The 18,708-nt window shown below is 71.5% G+C and carries 13 protein-coding genes and 1 pseudogene; 8 read left to right on the top strand and 6 right to left on the bottom strand.

The window, feature by feature from the left end; genetic code table 11:
• Positions 1-16 precede the first annotated feature (16 nt).
• The 4 genes and pseudogenes from HUN59_RS16700 to HUN59_RS16685 form a co-directional block, all read right to left on the bottom strand.
• On the bottom strand, positions 17-3,079 hold the full coding sequence (locus tag HUN59_RS16700; RefSeq protein WP_441307020.1) for a glycoside hydrolase family 2 TIM barrel-domain containing protein: 3,063 nt from the start codon (positions 3,077-3,079) through the stop codon (positions 17-19).
• Positions 3,076-4,011, bottom strand: a complete 936-nt coding sequence (locus HUN59_RS16695; protein WP_217483576.1) for a carbohydrate ABC transporter permease — start codon at positions 4,009-4,011, stop codon at positions 3,076-3,078. The genes HUN59_RS16700 and HUN59_RS16695 overlap by 4 nt, the downstream gene beginning before the upstream one ends.
• 182 nt (positions 4,012-4,193) lie before the next feature.
• Positions 4,194-5,111: pseudogene (locus HUN59_RS16690) on the bottom strand (carbohydrate ABC transporter permease); the annotation flags it as partial.
• Positions 5,108-6,469, bottom strand: a complete 1,362-nt coding sequence (locus HUN59_RS16685) for an extracellular solute-binding protein (protein WP_174779005.1) — start codon at positions 6,467-6,469, stop codon at positions 5,108-5,110. The gene HUN59_RS16685 and the pseudogene HUN59_RS16690, both read right to left, overlap by 4 nt.
• Positions 6,470-6,715: 246 nt before the next feature.
• Between HUN59_RS16685 and HUN59_RS16680 the strand changes: the two genes are divergently transcribed.
• Positions 6,716-7,873, top strand: coding sequence for a baeRF2 domain-containing protein (locus HUN59_RS16680; protein ID WP_144803157.1), 1,158 nt, complete (start codon positions 6,716-6,718; stop codon positions 7,871-7,873).
• A gap of 151 nt (positions 7,874-8,024) precedes the next feature.
• Here the strand turns inward: HUN59_RS16680 and HUN59_RS16675 are convergent, their stop codons facing one another.
• Positions 8,025-9,227, bottom strand: a complete 1,203-nt coding sequence (locus tag HUN59_RS16675) for an MFS transporter (protein ID WP_217483575.1) — start codon at positions 9,225-9,227, stop codon at positions 8,025-8,027.
• An 88-nt stretch (positions 9,228-9,315) separates the two neighbouring features.
• Between HUN59_RS16675 and HUN59_RS16670 the strand changes: the two genes are divergently transcribed.
• Entirely contained in the window at positions 9,316-10,086 is a 771-nt protein-coding gene (locus HUN59_RS16670) for a GntR family transcriptional regulator (RefSeq protein WP_254629921.1), read from the top strand.
• Between the two features lie 107 nt (positions 10,087-10,193).
• Here the strand turns inward: HUN59_RS16670 and HUN59_RS16665 are convergent, their stop codons facing one another.
• Positions 10,194-10,346 carry a hypothetical protein gene (locus HUN59_RS16665; protein ID WP_174779004.1) on the bottom strand — a complete coding sequence of 51 codons (153 nt, stop codon included), beginning with the start codon at positions 10,344-10,346 and terminating at the stop codon, positions 10,194-10,196.
• 237 nt (positions 10,347-10,583) lie between these two features.
• On the opposite strand from HUN59_RS16665, the gene HUN59_RS16660 reads away from it, so the two are divergent.
• The 6 genes from HUN59_RS16660 to HUN59_RS16635 all read left to right on the top strand — a co-directional run bounded on the left by HUN59_RS16660 (position 10,584) and on the right by HUN59_RS16635 (position 18,699).
• A complete protein-coding gene (locus HUN59_RS16660) occupies positions 10,584-11,687 on the top strand; it encodes a LacI family DNA-binding transcriptional regulator (RefSeq protein WP_058740809.1) in 1,104 nt (367 codons plus the stop codon).
• A gap of 609 nt (positions 11,688-12,296) precedes the next feature.
• Entirely contained in the window at positions 12,297-14,039 is a 1,743-nt protein-coding gene (locus HUN59_RS16655; protein ID WP_254629920.1) for an ABC transporter substrate-binding protein, read from the top strand.
• On the top strand, positions 14,036-15,016 hold the full coding sequence (locus HUN59_RS16650; RefSeq protein ID WP_058740808.1) for an ABC transporter permease: 981 nt from the start codon (positions 14,036-14,038) through the stop codon (positions 15,014-15,016). Before HUN59_RS16655 ends, HUN59_RS16650 begins: the two co-directional genes overlap by 4 nt.
• Positions 15,017-15,074: 58 nt before the next feature.
• Positions 15,075-16,043 carry an ABC transporter permease gene (locus HUN59_RS16645; protein WP_174779003.1) on the top strand — a complete coding sequence of 323 codons (969 nt, stop codon included), beginning with the start codon at positions 15,075-15,077 and terminating at the stop codon, positions 16,041-16,043.
• Entirely contained in the window at positions 16,040-17,830 is a 1,791-nt protein-coding gene (locus HUN59_RS16640; RefSeq protein WP_254629919.1) for an ABC transporter ATP-binding protein, read from the top strand. The genes HUN59_RS16645 and HUN59_RS16640 overlap by 4 nt, the downstream gene beginning before the upstream one ends.
• The gene (locus tag HUN59_RS16635) at positions 17,827-18,699 is read left to right on the top strand and encodes an alpha/beta fold hydrolase (RefSeq protein ID WP_174779002.1); all 873 of its coding nucleotides are present in this window, start codon (positions 17,827-17,829) and stop codon (positions 18,697-18,699) included. Before HUN59_RS16640 ends, HUN59_RS16635 begins: the two co-directional genes overlap by 4 nt.
• Positions 18,700-18,708: the final 9 nt, after the last annotated feature.

Below are 18,708 nucleotides of genomic sequence, written 5' to 3'. Positions count from 1 at the left end.
GGCCCGGCCCGGCGCCCTACCCGAGCACCACGCTCCACGAGAACGCCTGCGGCCACAGCTGGTGCTCCGGCAGCACGTCGAGCCCGCACGCCCGCGACCCCAGCCCGTGCTGCGCCGCGTCGAGGTACAGGTACGTGTGCTCCGGCGTCGGCAGCTCGTACGGGTGCATAGCCTTCCCGACCTGCTGCGCGGTCCACGGCGAGAGCGTGAAGCCCGCCAGGTGCGCCCCGACCGTCGTCACCGTGAACGGCCCCACCGACAGTGCACGCAGCTCCGGCCGGTGCCCCGTCTCCTGCGGCATCGAGTACTCGATACCGAGCGAGCGCACGGGAGCGCTGAACCGTCCGACACGGGCGGCGTGCGAGGAGTCCGCGTAGGACTCCAGCGGCCCCGTCCCGAACCAGTCGGCGGACCCGTCGAGCAGCCCGGCGGGCAGGTCGAACCGGACGCCGATCCGGGGCCACGTGACGTCCCAGGCGCCGAAGGGCACCGCGTCCGTCTGCAGCAGCAGTCCCGCGTCGGTCAGGGTCCAGCGGTGCGTGACGTCGACGCCCCAGCCGCTGTTCGCCGCCGCCACGCGCACGCGCTGCTCCAGGCCGTGGTCGGTCCGGGTCACCTCGACGAGTCGGTGCGTCAGCCGGTCGAGCCCGCGGTCCCGCCAGCGCTCCGCGGACGCCGGCGCATCGGGGTCGCCGACGCCAGCGGTGAGCACCGGGTCGGCCGTCTCGTACCCGCCCTGCGACGACAGGCAGTCGTTGTCGGTCGGTGCGCGCCACAGCTCCAGGCGCGGCCCCGCCACCTCGTGCCCCTTCCAGGACACCAGGTCGCCTCGGGCGCTGAACGTCCCCTCGCCGAGACGGTCGCCCTCCCACCCCGTCCTGGAGGCCCGTGGCACGTCCGCCGGTCGGCTCGCGACGAGCCGCTGGGCGCGTGCCACGACGTGGCCGGTGTCCGCCCACGCGGTCGGACCCGCCAGCTCCGCGGTGACGTCGAACCACAGTTCCTCGCCCGCGGCCGGTGCGGCCGTCGCGGCGGCGAGCACCTCGTCCGGCACCGGCACCGTGGCGGACTCCCGCGCGGCGACGACGCCGGGGGCGAAGCGTCCGGAGGCCTCGACGACACCGTTCCGGCTCAGCGTCCAGCAGAACCGCAGTCCCGCGGTCGAGGCCGAGTGGTACCGGTTCTCGACCAGCACGGTCCGCTCGCCGAGCGAGAACCGGATCGGGGCGACCACGGCGGCGAACTCAGCCAGTCCAGGGGTGGGGCTGTCGTCGGGCAGCACGAGGCCGTCCATCACGAAGTTGCCGTCGTGCACGACCTCGCCGAAGTCGCCGCCGTACGCGTAGTAGTCCGTGCCGTCGGCGGTCCGGGCGAGCAGCCCGTGGTCCCGCCACTCCCACACGAAGCCGCCGTGCAGCCGGGGGAAACGGTCGACCAGGGCCTCGTACTCGGCGATCTGCCCGGGGCCGTTCCCCATCGCGTGCACGTACTCGCAGTGCAGGAACGGCTTCGAGCGCTGCCGTGCCGCCTCGGCGGGACCGCACTCCATGAGCGGCGTCGGGGTCCCACCGCCGATCGACTCGGTCTCCTGCAGCGTCGGGTACATCCGCGAGTAGACGTCGGTGTACTCACCCGTGTAGTCGCCCTCGTAGTGCACCGGCCGCTCGTCGTCGCGGTCGTGCACCCACTGCGACATCGCGGCGAGGTTCCGTCCGGTGCCGGACTCGTTGCCGAGCGACCACATCACGATCGACGCGTGGTTCTTGTCGCGTTCGACCGTCCGGGCGATGCGGTCCAGGAACGCGTCACGCCAGGCCGGGTCGTCCGAGGGGTTCCCGACCCAGTCGGTGAACAGGAAGCCGTGCGTCTCGAGGTCGCACTCCAGCACGACCCAGAACCCGAGCTCGTCGGCCAGGTCGAGCACGCGGGGGTGCGGCGGGTAGTGCGAGGTGCGGATCGCGTTGACGTTGTTCCGCTTCATGAGCGCCATGTCGGCGCGGGCGTGCTCCTCGTCGAAGACCCGACCGCGGACCGGGTGGGTCTCGTGCCGGTTCACACCGTGGAAGACCACGCGTTCGCCGTTCACCAGGAAGCGGTCGCCGACGATCTGCACGGTGCGGAAGCCCAGCCGGAGCGCGACCGTCTCGCCGCCCGTACGTCCGCCGGCGGCCGTCCCGGTGGACACCGTCGCGTCGTACAGCCGGGGGAGCTCGGCGCTCCACGGCTCGACGCCCTCGACCGTGATCGGTGCGACGTCCTCCGGGGCGTGCCAGGTGACGTCGACGCCGAGCGACGGCACGGCGAACCGCACCGGGAACGCGGCGTCGAGCGTCGGGAACGAGATGGTCCCCGTCCCGGTCGACGGGCGTCCCGAGGCGGCGGTGCCCGCGGTCGCGGCGTCGCCGAGCGTGGCGGTCCAGCCGGCGCGCACGAACACGTCGTCGACGGGCGCGGTCGGGCGGGCGAGCAGCGTGACGGAGCGGAAGATCCCGGGCAGCCACCACTGGTCCTGGTCCTCGAGGTACGAGGCGGCGCTCCACTGGTGCACGCGGACGAGCAGCTCGTTGTCACCGGCGCGGAGCAGCGGGGTCACGTCGAACTCGGTCGCCAGTCGCGACCCGGTCGACCACCCGACGAGTTCGCCGTTCAGCCACACCCGGAAGTGCGACTCGACGCCGTCGAACCGGAGCAGCACCCGGGCCGCCGCGTCGAACGACGACGGCAGCGAGAACGTGCGCCGGTGGTCGCCGGTGGGGTTCTCCTCCGGCGGGTGCGGCGGGTCGATCGGGAACGGGTACTGCAGGTTCGTGTAGCTCGGCGCGCCGTGCCCGTGCAGGACCCAGTGCGACGGGACGGGCAGGCTGCCCCACCCGTCCTCCACCCCCGGGAGCGGGACGTCCGCGACCGGCGACCACCGGAAGTCCCAGTCCCCGTCGAGCGACAGGGACGGGGCGTCGGTGTGCAACCAGGCCCGCGGCGCGAGCCGGGTGTCCGAGCCCGGTGCCGTCGAGGCGAGTGCGTCGAGCGCGTCGGGCGTGATGCTGGTGGTGATGGAGGACGAGTGAGCAGCGTTGGTCAACCCTTGACCGATCCTTCCGTGAGGCCCCCGCGCCAGAAGCGCTGCAGGACGATGATCGCGATCACGAGCGGGATGACCGAGACGAGCACCCCGCCGGTGGTGAGCTGGTAGAACTCTGGCAGACGATCGACCTGCGCACGCCAGTTGTTGAGCCCGAGCGTGATCGGGTACAGCTTCTGGTCCGCCAGCATGATGAGCGGCAGGAAGAAGTTGTTCCAGATGCCGACGACCTGGAACAGGAACACCGTCACGAGCGCGGGCGTCATCTGGCGCAGCACGATCGTGTGGAAGATCCGCAGCTCGCCGGCCCCGTCGATGCGCGCCTGCTCGAGGAGCGCCGTGTCCACCGACGCCGCCGCGTACACCCGGCACAGGAACAGGCCGAACGGCGAGACGAGGCTCGGGATGAGCACGCTCCAGTACGTGTCGGTCAGGCCCATCGTCGAGAACAGCAGGAACAGCGGCAGCGCGGTCGCGGTGCCCGGGACGAGCACCCCGCCGAGGATCGTGCCGAACACGAGCTGCCGGCCGCGGAACTCGTACTTCGCGAGCGCGTACCCACCCGCGGCCGCGAAGTACGTCGCGAGGACCGCACCCACGCCCGAGTACAGGACGCTGTTCGCGATCCAGCGGACGAAGATCCCGCCGTCGTACGAGAACACCTGCTGGATGTTGCTGAACAGGGCGAACTCGCCGCCGAACCAGAACCCGTTCGTCGCGAACAGCGCGCCCGTCGTCTTGGTCGCCGCGATGACGACCCAGTACAGCGGCACCAGGAAGTAGATCGCGACGACGACGAGGATCCCCGTCACGACGATCTGCGACTTCCCGGTCCGGTCCAGCTTGCGACGCTGGTGCGCCGTGACCGACGTGGTGTCGACCGGCTCGGCGGCCCGCTTGGTCACGGGCGCCTCGATGGCTTCACTGGTCATGCTTCCGCCCCCTTGCGGTCAGCCGGGAGGCCCGTGGCGGCTCCGGTGGTCGTGCTGCGGTTCGCGACGCCGGTCGCGGTGCGCGACCCGTCGCCGGTGGTGACGCGCGTCTGGAGCGCACGCCGTGCCTCCAGGCCGTCCCGCTTCGCCCGCTTCCGCTGGTCGCGCTCGTGCTTCGGCGGACGGTTCGTCAGCGCCAGGAACGCGAACGACAGGACGAACGCGGCCAACGCGATGATCACGGCCTGCGCGCTCGCGACGCCGTACTCGTTGAACGCGAAGGCGTTCGTGTAGGCGGCGTAGTTCGGCGTGTACTCCGTGTCGATCGCCGGGGCGACCGTGGACAGGATCTGCGGCTCCGCGAAGAGCTGCAGCGTGCCGATGATCGAGAAGACCGTCGTCAGGACGAGCGCCGGGGCGATCAGCGGGACCTGGATCCGCCAGGCGACCTGGAAGGGTCCCGCGCCGTCCATCTTCGCGGCCTCGTAGACCTCGCCGGGGATCGACTTGAGCTGCGCCACGATGATGAGCATGTTGTAGCCGGTGTACGTCCAGGTGACGATGTTCGCGATCGACCACAGCACGCTGTTCGCGCCGAGGAAGTCCGGCTGCAGCCCGACGGACTGCAGCAGGTCGACGATCGGCGACAGGCCCGGGACGTACAGGAACGACCACAGGATCGTCGCGATGACGCCGGGGACGCCGTACGGCATGAAGTAGACCGCGCGGAAGAAGGCGGGCCAGCGGGCGCTCGCCGACTCCAGGAGCAGCGCGAGGATCGTGCACGCGATGATCATGATCGGCACCTGCACGATGCCGAACAGGAGCATGCGGCCGATCGACGCGACGAACCCGGAGTCCTGCAGCGCGATCGCGTAGTTGTCGAAGCCGGCGAAGCGGCCGGTGACGCCGTCCTCGCCGAACAGGCCCTCGCGGTCGACGGTCGTGAAGCTCTGGAACAGCGCGCTGATGATCGGGATGATGAACGTCAGCAGGAACAGGGCGAGGAACGGGGCGAGCAGGATCCACGGGGCACGCTTCTGCGCGCTCGTGGCCTTCGTGCTCGTGCGGTAGCCGGATCCCGGCTGCGTGGCGGTCATCGGGCGGTCCTCACGCTCAGGCCCTTGTCCTTGAAGGACTGGACGATCTCCCGCTGGGCGAGCTCGACGGCGTCGGTCAGCTTGAGGCCGCCGGTGAGCTTGCGACGGAACTGGTTCTGCAGGCTGGTGAACGCCGACTGGGTCACGGGCGACCAGGACCACTCGATGTTCTGCTCCTTCGCCGCGGGGACGAAGACCTCCTCGTTGTAGTTCTGCCCGGAGAACCACTCGCTCGGCTGCTCGCGCTGCGCCCCGATGTAGTCGCGGGCGGGCGACCACCCGATGCCGCAGTACTTGATCATCGCGTCGATGCCCTCCTTCGAGGTGGTCATCCACGTGATGAACTCGAGCGCCTCGGCCGGGTGCTTCGCGTTGGCGAGGACCGCGGCGCTCGAGCCGCCGATCGCGCTCGAGCCGAAGCCGGACGCGTCCCACTTCTGCATCGGCGCGACCTTCCACTTGCCCTCGCCGCCCTGGATGGACTCGATGAGGGCGTCGCCCCAGCTCGCACTCGTCACGGCGGCGATCCGGCCGTTCGCGCACGCCGCGTACCAGCCGGGGGAGTACGCGCCCGCGGACGTGTCGACGAGCCCGTCGTCGATGCAGCCGTCGAAGAACTCCGCGACCCGCAGCGTGGCGTCGTCGGTCATGTCGACCACCCACTCGTCGCCGTCGGTCCTGAACCAGCGGGCGCCGGCCTGCTGCGCGTACGCCGCGAAGGGCGAGGCGTCGGCGACCGGGAAGACCTCGAGGTAGTTCTGCTTGCCGGTCTTCCGGACCTTGTCGGCGAGCACCTTCCACTCGTCCCACGTCGCCGGGGGTTCGCCACCGGCCTGCTCCAGGATCGCGGTCTGGTAGTAGAAGCCCATCGGGCCGGTGTCCTGCGGGATGCCGTAGACGCCGTCGACGAACTCGACCTGCGCCCACGCGGCCTCGTCGTACTTCGACTGGTACTGCTTCGCGCCGTAGCGTGCGAGGTCGACCAGGCCGTTCGCGAGCATGAACTCGGGGATCTGCCGGAGCTCGACCTGCCCGATGTCCGGACCGCCGCCGGCTGCGAGCGCGGAGTACATCTTCTGGTACCCGCCGCTGTTGCCGCCCGGGATCCAGTTCGCGGTGACCTGGATGCGGGGGTTCTTCGCGTTCCAGACGTCGCAGACCTTCTGCAGGTCCTTCAACCACGCCCAGTACGTGATCTGCACGGTGTCACCGCCGGCCGCGGGGATCACCGCCGCCTTGTTCACGTTCGTCGAGCCCGGGACCGCGCAGCCGGCGAGCAGTCCCGCCGCGGCTGTCCCGAGCCCGAGGCTCAGCAGGTTTCGTCTCGACAGCTGTCGTCCAGATGGTGATGGCGTCATTGCCTGGTCTCCGGTTCGTCGGCGGATCGGGTCCTCCGCCAGTAGAGCACGGAACCGAGCGTCACTGTGCTTTCACGAAGCATTCACGGCTGGTCGTGACCCGGGCCGGTAGTGCGCCGGAACGACAGGTGTCGGCTGGGTGTCGGCTCGGAGCCGTGGGCGCGTCCGGGTGGACAGGGGGATGGTGGGGCGCACACGACACGTCGGGGTTCGTGACGCCCCGGCGCACCGCCGAGAGGAGCTGTCATGACGTCCACGAACGCGACGAGCGAACTGCACGGGATCCTGGGGGACCGGCTGGAGGGCGGGGGCACGTGGGCGTGGGCCTACGCGGACGTGTCCGGCAACGTCGAGGACCCGCGACGGCAGGCAGCGCTGAAGCTCCGCGCCGTCGAGGAGTCCCTCCGCGCCCAGGGCGCGAGCGCCGAGGTGGTCGACACGATCGCCGCCGAGTTCGAGCAGGAGCCGGGAGTGCCGTCCCCGGTCACCCGGTACGTGCTCGTCCACGACGGCGAGCTCGTGCTCAGCGAGGTGCTCCCCGGCCACCTGCACGGCGCCGAGGCGATCGGCGTCGGGGCCGTGCCGGACCTCGTGCCCCTCGTCGCCCACCGCCCGGTCGACCTGCCGTTCCTGGTCGTCCACGTCGGACGCGAGGGCGGGACGTTCCGCGCCTACCGCCTCGGCCACGCGCCGGACGCGGCGTCCGAGCAGCAGGTGCAGGGACGCACCGACACGCTGCACTACGCGAAGGCCGGCACCGGCTGGAAGCAGCCGCACTGGCAGGCGCACACCGAGGAGATCTGGAAGCAGACCTCGACCGAGGTCGCCGGGGCCGTGGACGAAGCCGTCCGCCGCCTGCGCCCCGGGCTCGTCGTCGTCGCCGGGGACGTCACCGCCCGTGAGCTGCTCGTCAAGGCGCTCTCCGCCGAGGCCCGTGCGCTCGTCACGACCGTGCCCGTCGACCCGCGCTCTGACGACGCGTCGAAGCAGGCGTTCGTCGAGCACGTCGAGATCGCCCTCGCCCGTGTCATCGCCACCCGGCGGCACGACCTCGAGGACCTGCTCCGCACCCACGTCGGCCGGGGCGACAACCTCGCCGTGACCGGTGTCGGGTCCGTGGTCTCCGCGCTGCAGCAGGCGCAGGGGGCGGTCGTCGCGCTCGACGCCGTCGCGATCGGGGACCGGACGCTCCTGGCGCTCGCCGGGGCGCCGTGGGTCGCGACCGCGCCGGAGCAGGCCGCCGGGACGCCCGTGGTCGGTCCGGTGCCCGCCGTGTGCGCGCTCGTCCGGGCCGCGGTGCTCACGGACGCCGAGCTCGTGCTCGTGAACGCCGCCTCGCTGCCCGGCGGTGCCGCGGCCGCGGCGCTCCTGCGCTGGCCGGTGGGGCCCGCCGTGCCCGCCTGAGCCCGTTCCGCGCGCGCGGCGCTGAATCGCTCGTGAGGTGCCGATCCGCGCGTCGGGTGCCGATCCGCTCGTGGGGTGCCGGGAGTTCCGCCCTCCCACGAGCGGTTCGTCTTCCCACGTCGGGTGCGATGGGACGGAACGCTCGCCGACCTCAGTCGTGCGAGCGGTCCGTCCGCGGCACGAGCGGCAGCGCCAGCAGGGGCAGCACCGCCACCAGCCCGAACGATGCCGCGAAGCCGAGCGTCCCGACGAGCGCGCCGATCCCGGGGCCCACGGCGCTCGCCGCGAGGAACTGCCCGGTGTTCTGCGTGCCGAGCGCCCGACCCGACCAGGACGGTCCCGCGGCCTCGGCGACCGACGTGTACGCCAGCCCGTTGTCCGCGACCGTGACGCTCGTCGCGACGAGCAGGAACACCGCCGCAGCCGCCCAGTGCGACACGTCGACGAGCGCCATCACGCCCATCACCGCCGCGGCAGACACCGCCACCACGCGCAGCGGCCCGACCCGGGACCCGGCGCGGTCGCTCCACGCCCCGACGAGGATCCGCCCGACCGCGCCGACGAACTGGGACGCCCCGACGAGCAGGCCTGCCGCGGGGGTCGACCAGCCGAGCCCGACGAGCCACACCAGTCCGTAGGTCGACAGCGTGAACTGCGGCACCACGAGCAGCACCGAAACCGCGTGCACCCGCCACAGGAACCCGGACGACCGGTACGGGTTCACGGGCGCAGCCGCAGCCGTCGCGGCCGACGCCGGGGTCGTCCGGGCCCGGGCTGTCCGGGCCGGTCGCGGCGGGTCGACGATGCCGACGGCACACAGCACGGTGAGCACGGCGCACAGCACGAACGGCAGCACCAGGGCGGCGCGGATGCCGGACCCCTCGGCGAGCTGCGGGACCGTGACCGCCGCGAGCGTCACGCCGAGCGGCTGCGACATCTGCCGGATGCCCATCGCGAGGCCGCGCCGCTCCTTCGGGAACCACCCGACCACGACCCGCCCGCTCGCGGCGTTGGTCGACGCACTCGTCATGCCCGCCGCCAGGAACGCCACACCGAGCAGCACCGGGTTCCCCGCGGACAGCCACGCTCCGGCGACCGTCGCCGTGGTGAGTGCCAGCCCGCCCGCGATCACCACGCGCTCGCCGACCCGGTCGGTCACCGCACCCCAGGCGATGAGCGTCAGGACGAGGCCGATCGTCGGTGCTGCGGCGAACAGCCCGGCCGACGCGAGCGGCATGCCCTGCGCGACCAGGTGCGGGATGAGCAGGGCCGGCGCGGAGACCACCAGGGTGCCGGCGGCCTGGGCGGCGACGCCGAGGGCGAGCATCATCCACGCGCGGCGGGGTGTGGTCATCGGTGCAGCCTGTCGTTCCGGATCGGTACCAATTGGTATACCATCACGGTATACCAACCGGGGCCGATCCGCACTAGGCTGGTTCGCCGTGACCGCAACGACGACCGACGACGCGACGACCGACGCCGCCCCGGTGTCGCAGACGAGCCAGCTCTACGACAACCTGCGCGAGGCGATCCTGACCCTCGACATCGCGCCCGGCGAGCGCATCTCGGAGCGCGGACTCGAGAGTCGCTTCCACGCCTCGCGGACGCCCGTGCGCGCGGCGCTGTCCCGCCTCGAGCGCGAGGGCCTCATCCTGCACGAGGGGCGCTCGTGGACGGTCACGCCCATCGACCTCGACGAGATCGCGTCGCTCGCCGAACTGCGCGGGGTCCTCGAGCCCGCTGCTGCTCGGCTCGCCGTCGACCGGGCCTCCGCCGAACAGCTCGACGAGGTCCGCGCGCACCTGGACGACCTCCGGGGCACCCCCGACCGCGAGGCGGGCATCCGGATGGGATCGACCTTCCACCTGGACCTCGCGGCGCTCGGTGGCAACCGGTTCATCACCGACGCCGTGGCCGACGCGCTCACCCGGCTCGAACGCACGCGGTGGATCGAGGTGCGCACCGCCGAGGCGCGCGACGCCGCGTGGGCGGAGCACAGCGCCATCCTCGACGCGGTCCGGGACGGCGACGCCGACCGCGCGGCCGACCTGCTCGCCGCGCACGTCGCGGGGACGAACGACCGGCTGCTCAGCTGGATCGCGCAGGAGCGTCGTCGGCTCCGCGGTGCGGGCGTGACGATCGTCGGCTCGGCGGCCGTCCTCGACGAGACCGAGCACCAGCACGCCGACGTCCAGGCTGACCAACCGGCGTGACCACCCGGCGGAGGTGACGGCCGCGGACGACCCGCACCGTGCCTCCTGTCCGGGTGTCGCCACAGGGTGCGTCCCGGGTCGGTGCCCCGAGCCCGCCGGGCCCCGCGTCAGGGACGCGCGGCGTCCTCCGACCCCTCGAGCGGATCGGTGACCGACGAGGCGCCGTGCTCGGTGTGGTCGAGCAGCGCGTCGCGCACCTCGGCCTCGTCGGTGGTGAGTCGGATGGCGTGCTTGCTGCCGGACCGTGTCGACTGTGACATGGGGTCTCCTCCTGGTTGCGTGGACCTGTGTGCGTGGGCATCGGGTGGTGCAGGCCCCCGGCCTGCGGATGCGCTTCCTCACGGGACGTACTGAGGTCGGATCAGTGTGCCGCCGCCTGTCCGCGGAGCGCAAGCGATTCCGGCAACCTGTGGAGAAGTCGCGTCGTGCGCCGTGCCTAGGATGGTCCGGCTGCGCCGAGCGCGGCATCGACACGGACACCGGACGGGAGGCACGGCGTGGGTCCGCAGCGCACCGCACCCCCCACGGTCTACGACGTCGCGTCAGAGGCCGGCGTCTCCATCGCGACGGTCTCGCGCGTGCTCCGCACGCCCGACGCGGTCCGCGAGGGAACCCGCCACAGGGTGCAGGCGGCGATCCGGAGCCTCGGCTACGTGCCCTCGGGCACCGCGCGCGCACTGGCCGGACGCCGGACCGGCGTGGTCGGACTCCTGCTGCCCGGGTTCGACGTCGTGCCGGACGAGCGCCCCGACCTCGTCACCGACGGTGGCGTCCGGGTGGTCGACGACCGACGGCACGTGACGCAGCCGTTCTCGTCGAACCTGTACTTCGACGAGGTCCTCCGCGGCGCCGAGACCGAGGCGTGGCAACGCGGCCTGGCACTCATGGTGGCGGCGGGGCGCGGGTCCTCCCGGGACGTGCTCGTCAACGACGTCGCCGGCCGGGTCGACGGGCTCGCGGTCCTGGCCCAGACCGTGCCGGACGACCTGCTCGAGCACGTCGCCCGCCGTGTCCCGGTGGTGGTGCTCGCCGACGACCGACGGTCGCACGGGTTCGACTCGGTGAGCGTGGACAACGCGGCGGGGATGCGGACGCTCGCGTCGCACGTGATCGGTCGGCTCGGGATCCGGTCGCTCGTGTACCTGGCAGGGCCGATCGACTCCCCGGACGACATGGAGCGCTCGGCGGGGTTCCAGCAGGCGCTCGACGACCACGACGTGCCGGCCGGGTCCGTGCGGGTCGTCCACGGTGACTTCGGCCGTGCCCGCGCGCGGGAGCTCGCGGCAGGGCTGCTCGACGGCGCCGAGGTCCCGCGGGCGATCGTCTGCTCGAACGACCAGTCCGCGCTCGGGGTGCTCGACGCGGCGGGGGCTCGCGGGCTCCGGGTGCCGGACGACCTGGTCGTGACCGGGTTCGACGGCATCGACGCCGGGCGGTTCTCGAGCCCGCGACTGACGACCGTGCACCAGCCGATGGGGGAGCTCGGGCGTGCCGCGGTCCGGGCGATCGTCGACCGGCTCGAGCGGCGGGAGGGGCCGCCGCGGGCGGTGCGCCTGCCGGTCGAGGTGTTGCTGCGCGAGAGCTGCCCGCCGGCGCTGTAGCGGCGGGGCCGGGCCCCAGCGCCCTCAGCACGCCCGGCCCCAGCCCCCGAGGTGCCGAAATACCTGGACGCTCGACCCTCCTGGCGGCATCGAGCGGCACTCCGACGAGCAGCAGGCGGCGAGTCGTGGCACCTCGGCGGGGCGCTGATGCGCGAGTCGGGCGGCGAACGCGCCACATCTGGCCCGCTCGACCTCGCCCGCCGACGATCTGTGCCCCCGCCGCGGACGTGAGCGGCATGTCATGCACGCTCGACGGGCCGACGGCCGACGAGTCGGGGTGGCGTGACGAGCGCGCCACATGTGGCCCGCTCGACCCTGCCCGCCGACGATCTGTGCCCCCGCCGCGGACGTGAGCGGCATGTCATGCACGCTCGACGGGCCGACGGCCGACGAGTCGGGGTGGCGTGACGAGCGCGCCACATGTGGCCCGCTCGACCCTGCCCGCCGACGATCTGTGCCCCCGCCGCGGACGTGAGTGGCACGTCGTGCACGCTCGCCACTGCACGCTCGTCGACGTGCCACCCCGGGAAACAACACGACCGGTTGCATCGTGCGATGTAAGCGCATACATTGTCCGGGTACCCACTCGACACGGAGGTCGACCGAGCAATGACGCTTCCCCCACAGCGCACGGCCCAGCGCCTGGCCCAGCGCACGCGCGCCCCCGAGCGCCCGCGCCGCCGCCGCGGCCGCCTCGCCGCCGCGCTCGCCGGCATCGCCGTCGTGGCCCTCGCCGCCACCGGCTGCAGCATCCAGGTCCGCTCCCAACCGGACCCGAGCATCGGCAAGGACACGATGCTCATCAACGCGGACCGCGGCAACCCGCTGTTCGACCGCAACTTCAACCCGTACATCTCGAACGCCCGCACCGCGAGCAAGTGGATGTACGAGCCCCTCATCGAGATCAACCCCCTCGACGGCAAGGGCACCCCGTGGCTGGCGAGCTCGTGGAGCCAGCCCGACGCGAAGACCATCGACATGACGATCCGGAAGGGCGTCGAGTGGTCCGACGGCAGGCCGTTCAGTGCGGAGGACGTCGTCTTCACGTTCGACCTGCTCCAGAAGTTCCCCGCGATGGACATCAAGGGCGCCTGGCAGCACATCGACCGCATCGAGCGGGACGGCGACCACGTCGTCTTCCACCTGAAGAGCGACGACGTGCCGAGCCTCAACATCATCGGCGCGACCTACATCCTCCCCGAGCACCACTACGGGAAGATCAAGGACCCCACGACCTGGCGTGACCCGGACCCGGTCGGCACCGGCCCGTTCGTCCTCGGCAACTACTCCGACCAGCAGTACTCGATGGACAAGAACCCGCGGTACTGGCAGGCGGACAAGATCGCGATCAAGCACCTGATCCTGCCGGCGACGAACACGCAGCTCGACACCGTCACGCGCGGCTACGACTGGGCGTACTCGTTCATCTCCGACGTCAAGGGCACGTGGGGTGCGGCGTCCCCCGACAACAAGTGGTGGTTCCCGGCCGGCGGTGTGATCGGACTCATCCCGAACCTCACGAAGGCGCCGTACAGCGACGTCAACGTCCGCAAGGGCATCTCGTACGCGCTGAACCGCGACGACATCGCCGAGACCGCGTCCGAGGGCAACCTCAGCGCCGCGGGGCAGACCGGCCTCATCCTGCCGAACCAGGAGCAGTACCTCGACCCGTCGATCCCGGACAAGGGCATGATCACGCAGGACACCGAGCGGTCCCTCGCCGAGTTCGCCAAGTCCGGGTACACCCAGCAGGGCGGCAAGCTCGTCAAGGACGGCAAGCAGCTCGAGATCAAGCTCATGACCGCGAACGGCTACTCGGACTGGCTCCGCGCCGCGCAGCAGGTCCAGCGCGACCTCGGGAAGATCGGCATCAAGGTCGACATCCAGGCGCCGCAGCCCGCGGGGTACCAGCAGAACATCAACAACGGCCAGTTCGACATGGCGATGGGCGGCATGGGGAACGGGGATGTCTTCCAGGCCTACAACTCGCTGCTGTCGAGCGACTTCTACCAGCCGGTCGGCAAGTCGACCGTGAACAACTTCGAGCGGTACCGGAACACCGACACGCAGCAGCTCCTCGACGCGTACAAGGCGACGACGGACAAGGCCGAGCAGCAGCGCATCCTGAACCAGCTGCAGCGCATCGTTTACGACGACCTGCCCGTCATCGGCATGTACTACGGCGGGCTCTGGGGCCTGTTCAACACCGGCAAGTTCGTCGGCTGGCCGAGCGCGGAGGACCCGTACATGGCACCGCAGAACTACGACTCGGCGCCGCTGCTCATCTTCACGAAGCTGCGACTCAGAGACAGTGAAGCGGGCCGGAAGATCATGGAGGAGCAGGCCAAGTGAAGTACATCCTGCAGAAACTCGTCCTCTTCGTCCTGACCCTCTGGGCCGCGGTCACGCTGAACTTCGTGCTCCCGCGCCTCATGCCCGGCAGCCCGTCCGACGCCGCCCTGGCGAAGCTCAGCCAGAACGGCCCCGTGACGGACGCCACCAAGAAGGCCATCGAGGCGCAGCTCGGCGTCCCCTCCGGCAACCTGTGGGACCAGTACGTCAGCTACCTGCACCAGGTCGTCACTCTCGACTTCGGCACGAGCTACACGTTCTACCCGCAGCCCGTCGGCGACCTGGTCGGCCGCGCCCTGCCGTACACGCTCGTGCTCGTCGGCACGGTCACGGTCCTCGCGTTCGTGATCGGCACGCTCATCGGCGTCGCCGCGGCCTGGAAGCGCGGCACCTGGCTCGACTCGCTCCCGACCCTGTCCGGCTCGTTCATGTCGACGTTCCCGTACTTCTGGACGGCGCTCCTGCTGCTGTTCTTCCTCGGCTACGTCCTGCACTGGTTCCCGACCACCGGGGCGTCCTCGGCGACGAGCGTCCCCGGCTGGAACGGCGAGTACATCGGCGACGTGCTCCAGCACGCGATCCTGCCGGCGGTCACGATCCTCGTGACGAGCCTGGGCGGCTGGATCATCGGCATGCGGAACGCCATGATCAACACCCTCGGCGACGACTACGTCACCTTCGCCGAGGCGAACGGCCTCCGCGGCCGCACGGTCGCCGTCCGGTACGCCGCGCGCAACGCGATCCTGCCGAACCTGACCGGCTTCGGCCTGGCCCTCGGCGGCGTCGTCGGCGGCTCGGTCCTGGTCGAGCAGGTGTTCGGCTACCCGGGCATCGGCTACCTGCTCTTCAACGCCGTGATCGGGCAGGACTACCCGCTCATGCAGGCCCTCTTCCTGATGATCACCGTGTCGGTGCTCATCGCCAACTTCATCGTGGACGTCCTCTACGGCGTCCTGGACCCGAGGACGCGCCGATGACGACCAACTCGCGATGGGCGGCGTGCTCTGCCCACAACCACCACCCGAGGACGCGCCGATGACCAACACGCGCACACCCAACGCAACCGTCGCAGTACGGACCCAGCAGCAAGGCCCGGACCAGCAGCACGACCAGCAGGCCCCCTCCAAGCTCCGCGCCGCCGCACGCCAGTTCGGCGTCGTCTGGAGCAACACCAAGGCCCGCGTCGGCATCTGCATCCTCGCCTTCTTCGTCCTCGTGGCGATCGCCGCCCCGCTCCTCGCCCCGCACGGCGCCAGCCAGAACGGCTTCGCCCGCAACGCCGACGCCACCTGGGCGCACTGGATGGGCACCACCGCCGCCGGCGAGGACGTCCTCTCCCAACTCATCTACGGCGCCCGGGTCTCGGTGCTCGTCGGCGCGGTCGCGGGCTTCCTGTCCACGCTCGTCGCCGTCGCGATCGGTCTGAGCTGGGGCTACATCCGCGGCTGGGTCGCCGAGGTCATCGGGTTCATCGTGAACCTGTTCCTCGTCATCCCGGGTCTGCCGCTCATGATCGTCATCGCGGCCTACCTGCAGAACGGCGGCATCGCGGTCATCATCGCCGTGATCGTCGTGACCGGTTGGGCCTGGGGCGCGCGCGTGCTCCGCTCCCAGACGCAGTCGCTGCGCAGCCGCGACTTCGTCACGGCCGCGCAGTTCTCCGGTGACGGCGCCACCCGCATCGTCTTCCGCGAGATCCTGCCGAACATGACGAGCCTCATCGTCGGTAGCTTCTTCGGCGCGGCGACGAGCGCGATCCTCGCCGAGGCGGGCCTCGAGTTCCTGGGGCTCGGCGACTCGTCGATCGTCAGCTGGGGCACGATCCTCTACTGGGCGCAGAACTCGAACGCACTGCTCACCGGCCAGTGGGTCCTGCTGTTCGCCCCCGGCCTCTGCATCGCCCTCCTGGCGATGAGCCTCACCCTCATCAACTTCGGCGTCGACGCCGTGTCCAACCCGCGACTGCGCGAGGGCGCGCGCCGCAAGAAGGAGGCAGCAGCATGAGCGGCCAGACACCCGACGTGACCAGCGACGGCCTGGAGGCCCGTGGCGGCGCCGCCACGCGCCTCCCGTCCGACGCCACGCACGCCACGCAGGACGTCCTGCTCGACGTCCGCGACCTGTCGGTCGTCTACGAGTCGGCCGGCCAGACGGCCGTCCAGGCCGTCGACCACGTGTCGTTCAGCCTGCGCAAGGGCGAGTTCGTCGGCCTCGTCGGCGAGTCCGGCTCGGGCAAGTCGACCCTCGGCTACGCGCTCACCCGGCTGCAGAAGCCGCCGGCGCGGACCAACGGCGGCAGCATCGTCTTCGCCGGGAGCGACATCCGCGACCTCGACGACGAGGCGCTGCGTCAGCAGCGGCAGGGCGGCTTCGCGATGGTGCTGCAGTCCGGCATGAACGCGCTCAACCCGGTGCGGACCGTCCGCAACCACTTCGTCGACGTCTTCACGGCCCACGGGCACGTGCCGCGTGAGCGCTGGGACGCCCGGATGCGGGAGCTCGTCGGCAAGGTGAAGCTGCCCGAGACGATGCTCGCGCGGTACCCGGGGGAGCTCTCCGGCGGCATGCGCCAGCGCGTCTCGATCGCCCTCGCGCTCTCGCTCGAACCGCAGCTCATGGTGTTCGACGAGCCGACCACGGCCCTCGACGTCCTCGTGCAGCACGCGGTGATGGACACGATCATCGAACTGCAGCGCTCCGAGGGGTTCACGGCGATCCTCATCAGCCACGACCTCGGCATCGTGCTCGAGGCGACCGAGCGCGTGCTCGTCATGCACGAGGGGCGGATCGTCGAGGACGGCCGCTCGCTCGAGGTCCTCCGCGACCCGCAGGACGACTACACGAAGATGCTGCTGTCGCACTACGCGGACCCGCGCGCCGCGGTGGTCTCGCTGCCGGGCTTCCCGGACCGGTCGCTGCGTTCGTCCGAGGGGGCGACGCGGCAACAGACGACCTCGTCGTTCAGCACCGTCGGGTCCCGCGAACGCAGCGCCGCCCGCAACCCGATCGTCGTCGACCACCTCGTGAAGACGTACCCGGCGCCCCGCCGCGGCGAGCAGCCCGTGCAGGCCGTCCGCGACGTGTCGTTCACGCTCGAGCCCGGGCAGTCGCTCGCGCTCGTCGGCCAGTCCGGCTCGGGCAAGTCGACGATCGCGAAGATGCTCACGGGCGTCGAGCAGCCGAGCTCGGGCACGGTCAGGTTCGGCGACACCGACGTGGCTCGTCTGGGAAGAAGGGGCCTGAAGGACCTGCGCTCCGAGGTGCAGATGGTGTTCCAGGACCCCTACGCAGCGCTCAACCCGCTGCACACGGTGGAGTACATCCTGTCCCGACCCATCGCGAACTACACCGGGCTCCGCGGGCGCGATGCCCGCCGACGGATGCTCGAGATCCTCGAGACCGTGGGCCTGACGCCCGTCGAGCAGTTCGCGCAGAAGCTCCCGCACCAGCTCTCCGGCGGGCAGCGGCAGCGCGTGGTCATCGCCCGGGCGCTCGCGAGCGACCCGCAGGTGATCATCGCCGACGAGCCCGTCTCGATGCTCGACGTGACGCTGCGCGCCGGGGTGCTCGCGCTGCTCGAGGACCTGCGGGAGCAGTGGGGCGTCTCGCTGCTCTACATCACGCACGACCTGCTCAGCGCGCGGCTCATCACCGACGACATCATGGTGCTGCACGACGGCGCCGTGGTCGAGCGGGGTCGTACGGCCGAGGTGCTGCAGCACCCCCAGGACGACTACACGGTGGCACTGCTGGACGCCGTGCCGAACCCACGGCGGACACTGCTCGCATGAGCACCCTCCACGAGTTCCCCGTCGTCGCGCCGTTCGGCCACCTGCCCACCCCCGAGGGGGTCGACACCGTCGGCATCGACCTGCCCGTCGGGCGGCTGACCGCCTACCGCGTGGTCCCGGACGGGCCGTCGAAGGGCGTCGTGCTCGTCGTCCCCGGGTACACCGGCTCGAAGGAGGACTGGCGCACCTTCATGCCGCTCCTGCGCGAGGCCGGCTGGACCGCGGTCGCGATCAGCCGCCGCGGCCAGGCCGACTCCGCGGCACCGACGGACCCGTCGGAGTACACGCTCGCCGAAGAAGCAGCCGACGCCGTCCGGGTCGCCGCCCTGCTCGACGACGGTGCCCCCGTGCACCTGATCGGCCACTCGCTCGGGGGTGTGATCGCCCGCGCCGCGGCCATCGCGTCCCCGCGGTCGTTCCGGAGCGTCGTGCAGTTCTGCTCCGGGCCGTACGGCTGGCCCTACCGCAAGGTCACCGAGCTCACGATCCTGCACGACACCGGCGGGAACCTCCGCCAACTGTTCGACTCGACGAACCCGCTGTGGGCCGGGCGGCCGGACGAGGAGCTCCCCGACGACGTCCGGATGGTCCGCGACCGCTTCGACGCGACGAGCCCCCTGAGCGTCGTCGCCGGCGGGCACATCCTCGAGGACCACACCGACTCCTCCGCCGAGCTCCGCGCGACCGGGCTGCCGGTCCTCGTGGCGCACGGCGAGTGGGACGGTGCCTGGCCGATCCCGTGGCAGCGGCAGATGGCGGAGGACACCGGCGCCCGGTACGAGGTCGTCCCCACGAGCTACCACGGCCCCCACGTCGAGAACCCCGGCGCGACCATCGCGCTGTTCGACGACTTCCTGTCGGCGCACTGACGCCGGCGC

Source organism: Curtobacterium sp. Csp2 (assembly GCF_013347165.1).
Note: the sequence above shows the minus strand (reverse complement) of the source record. Positions and strands in the feature narration are given on the sequence as shown.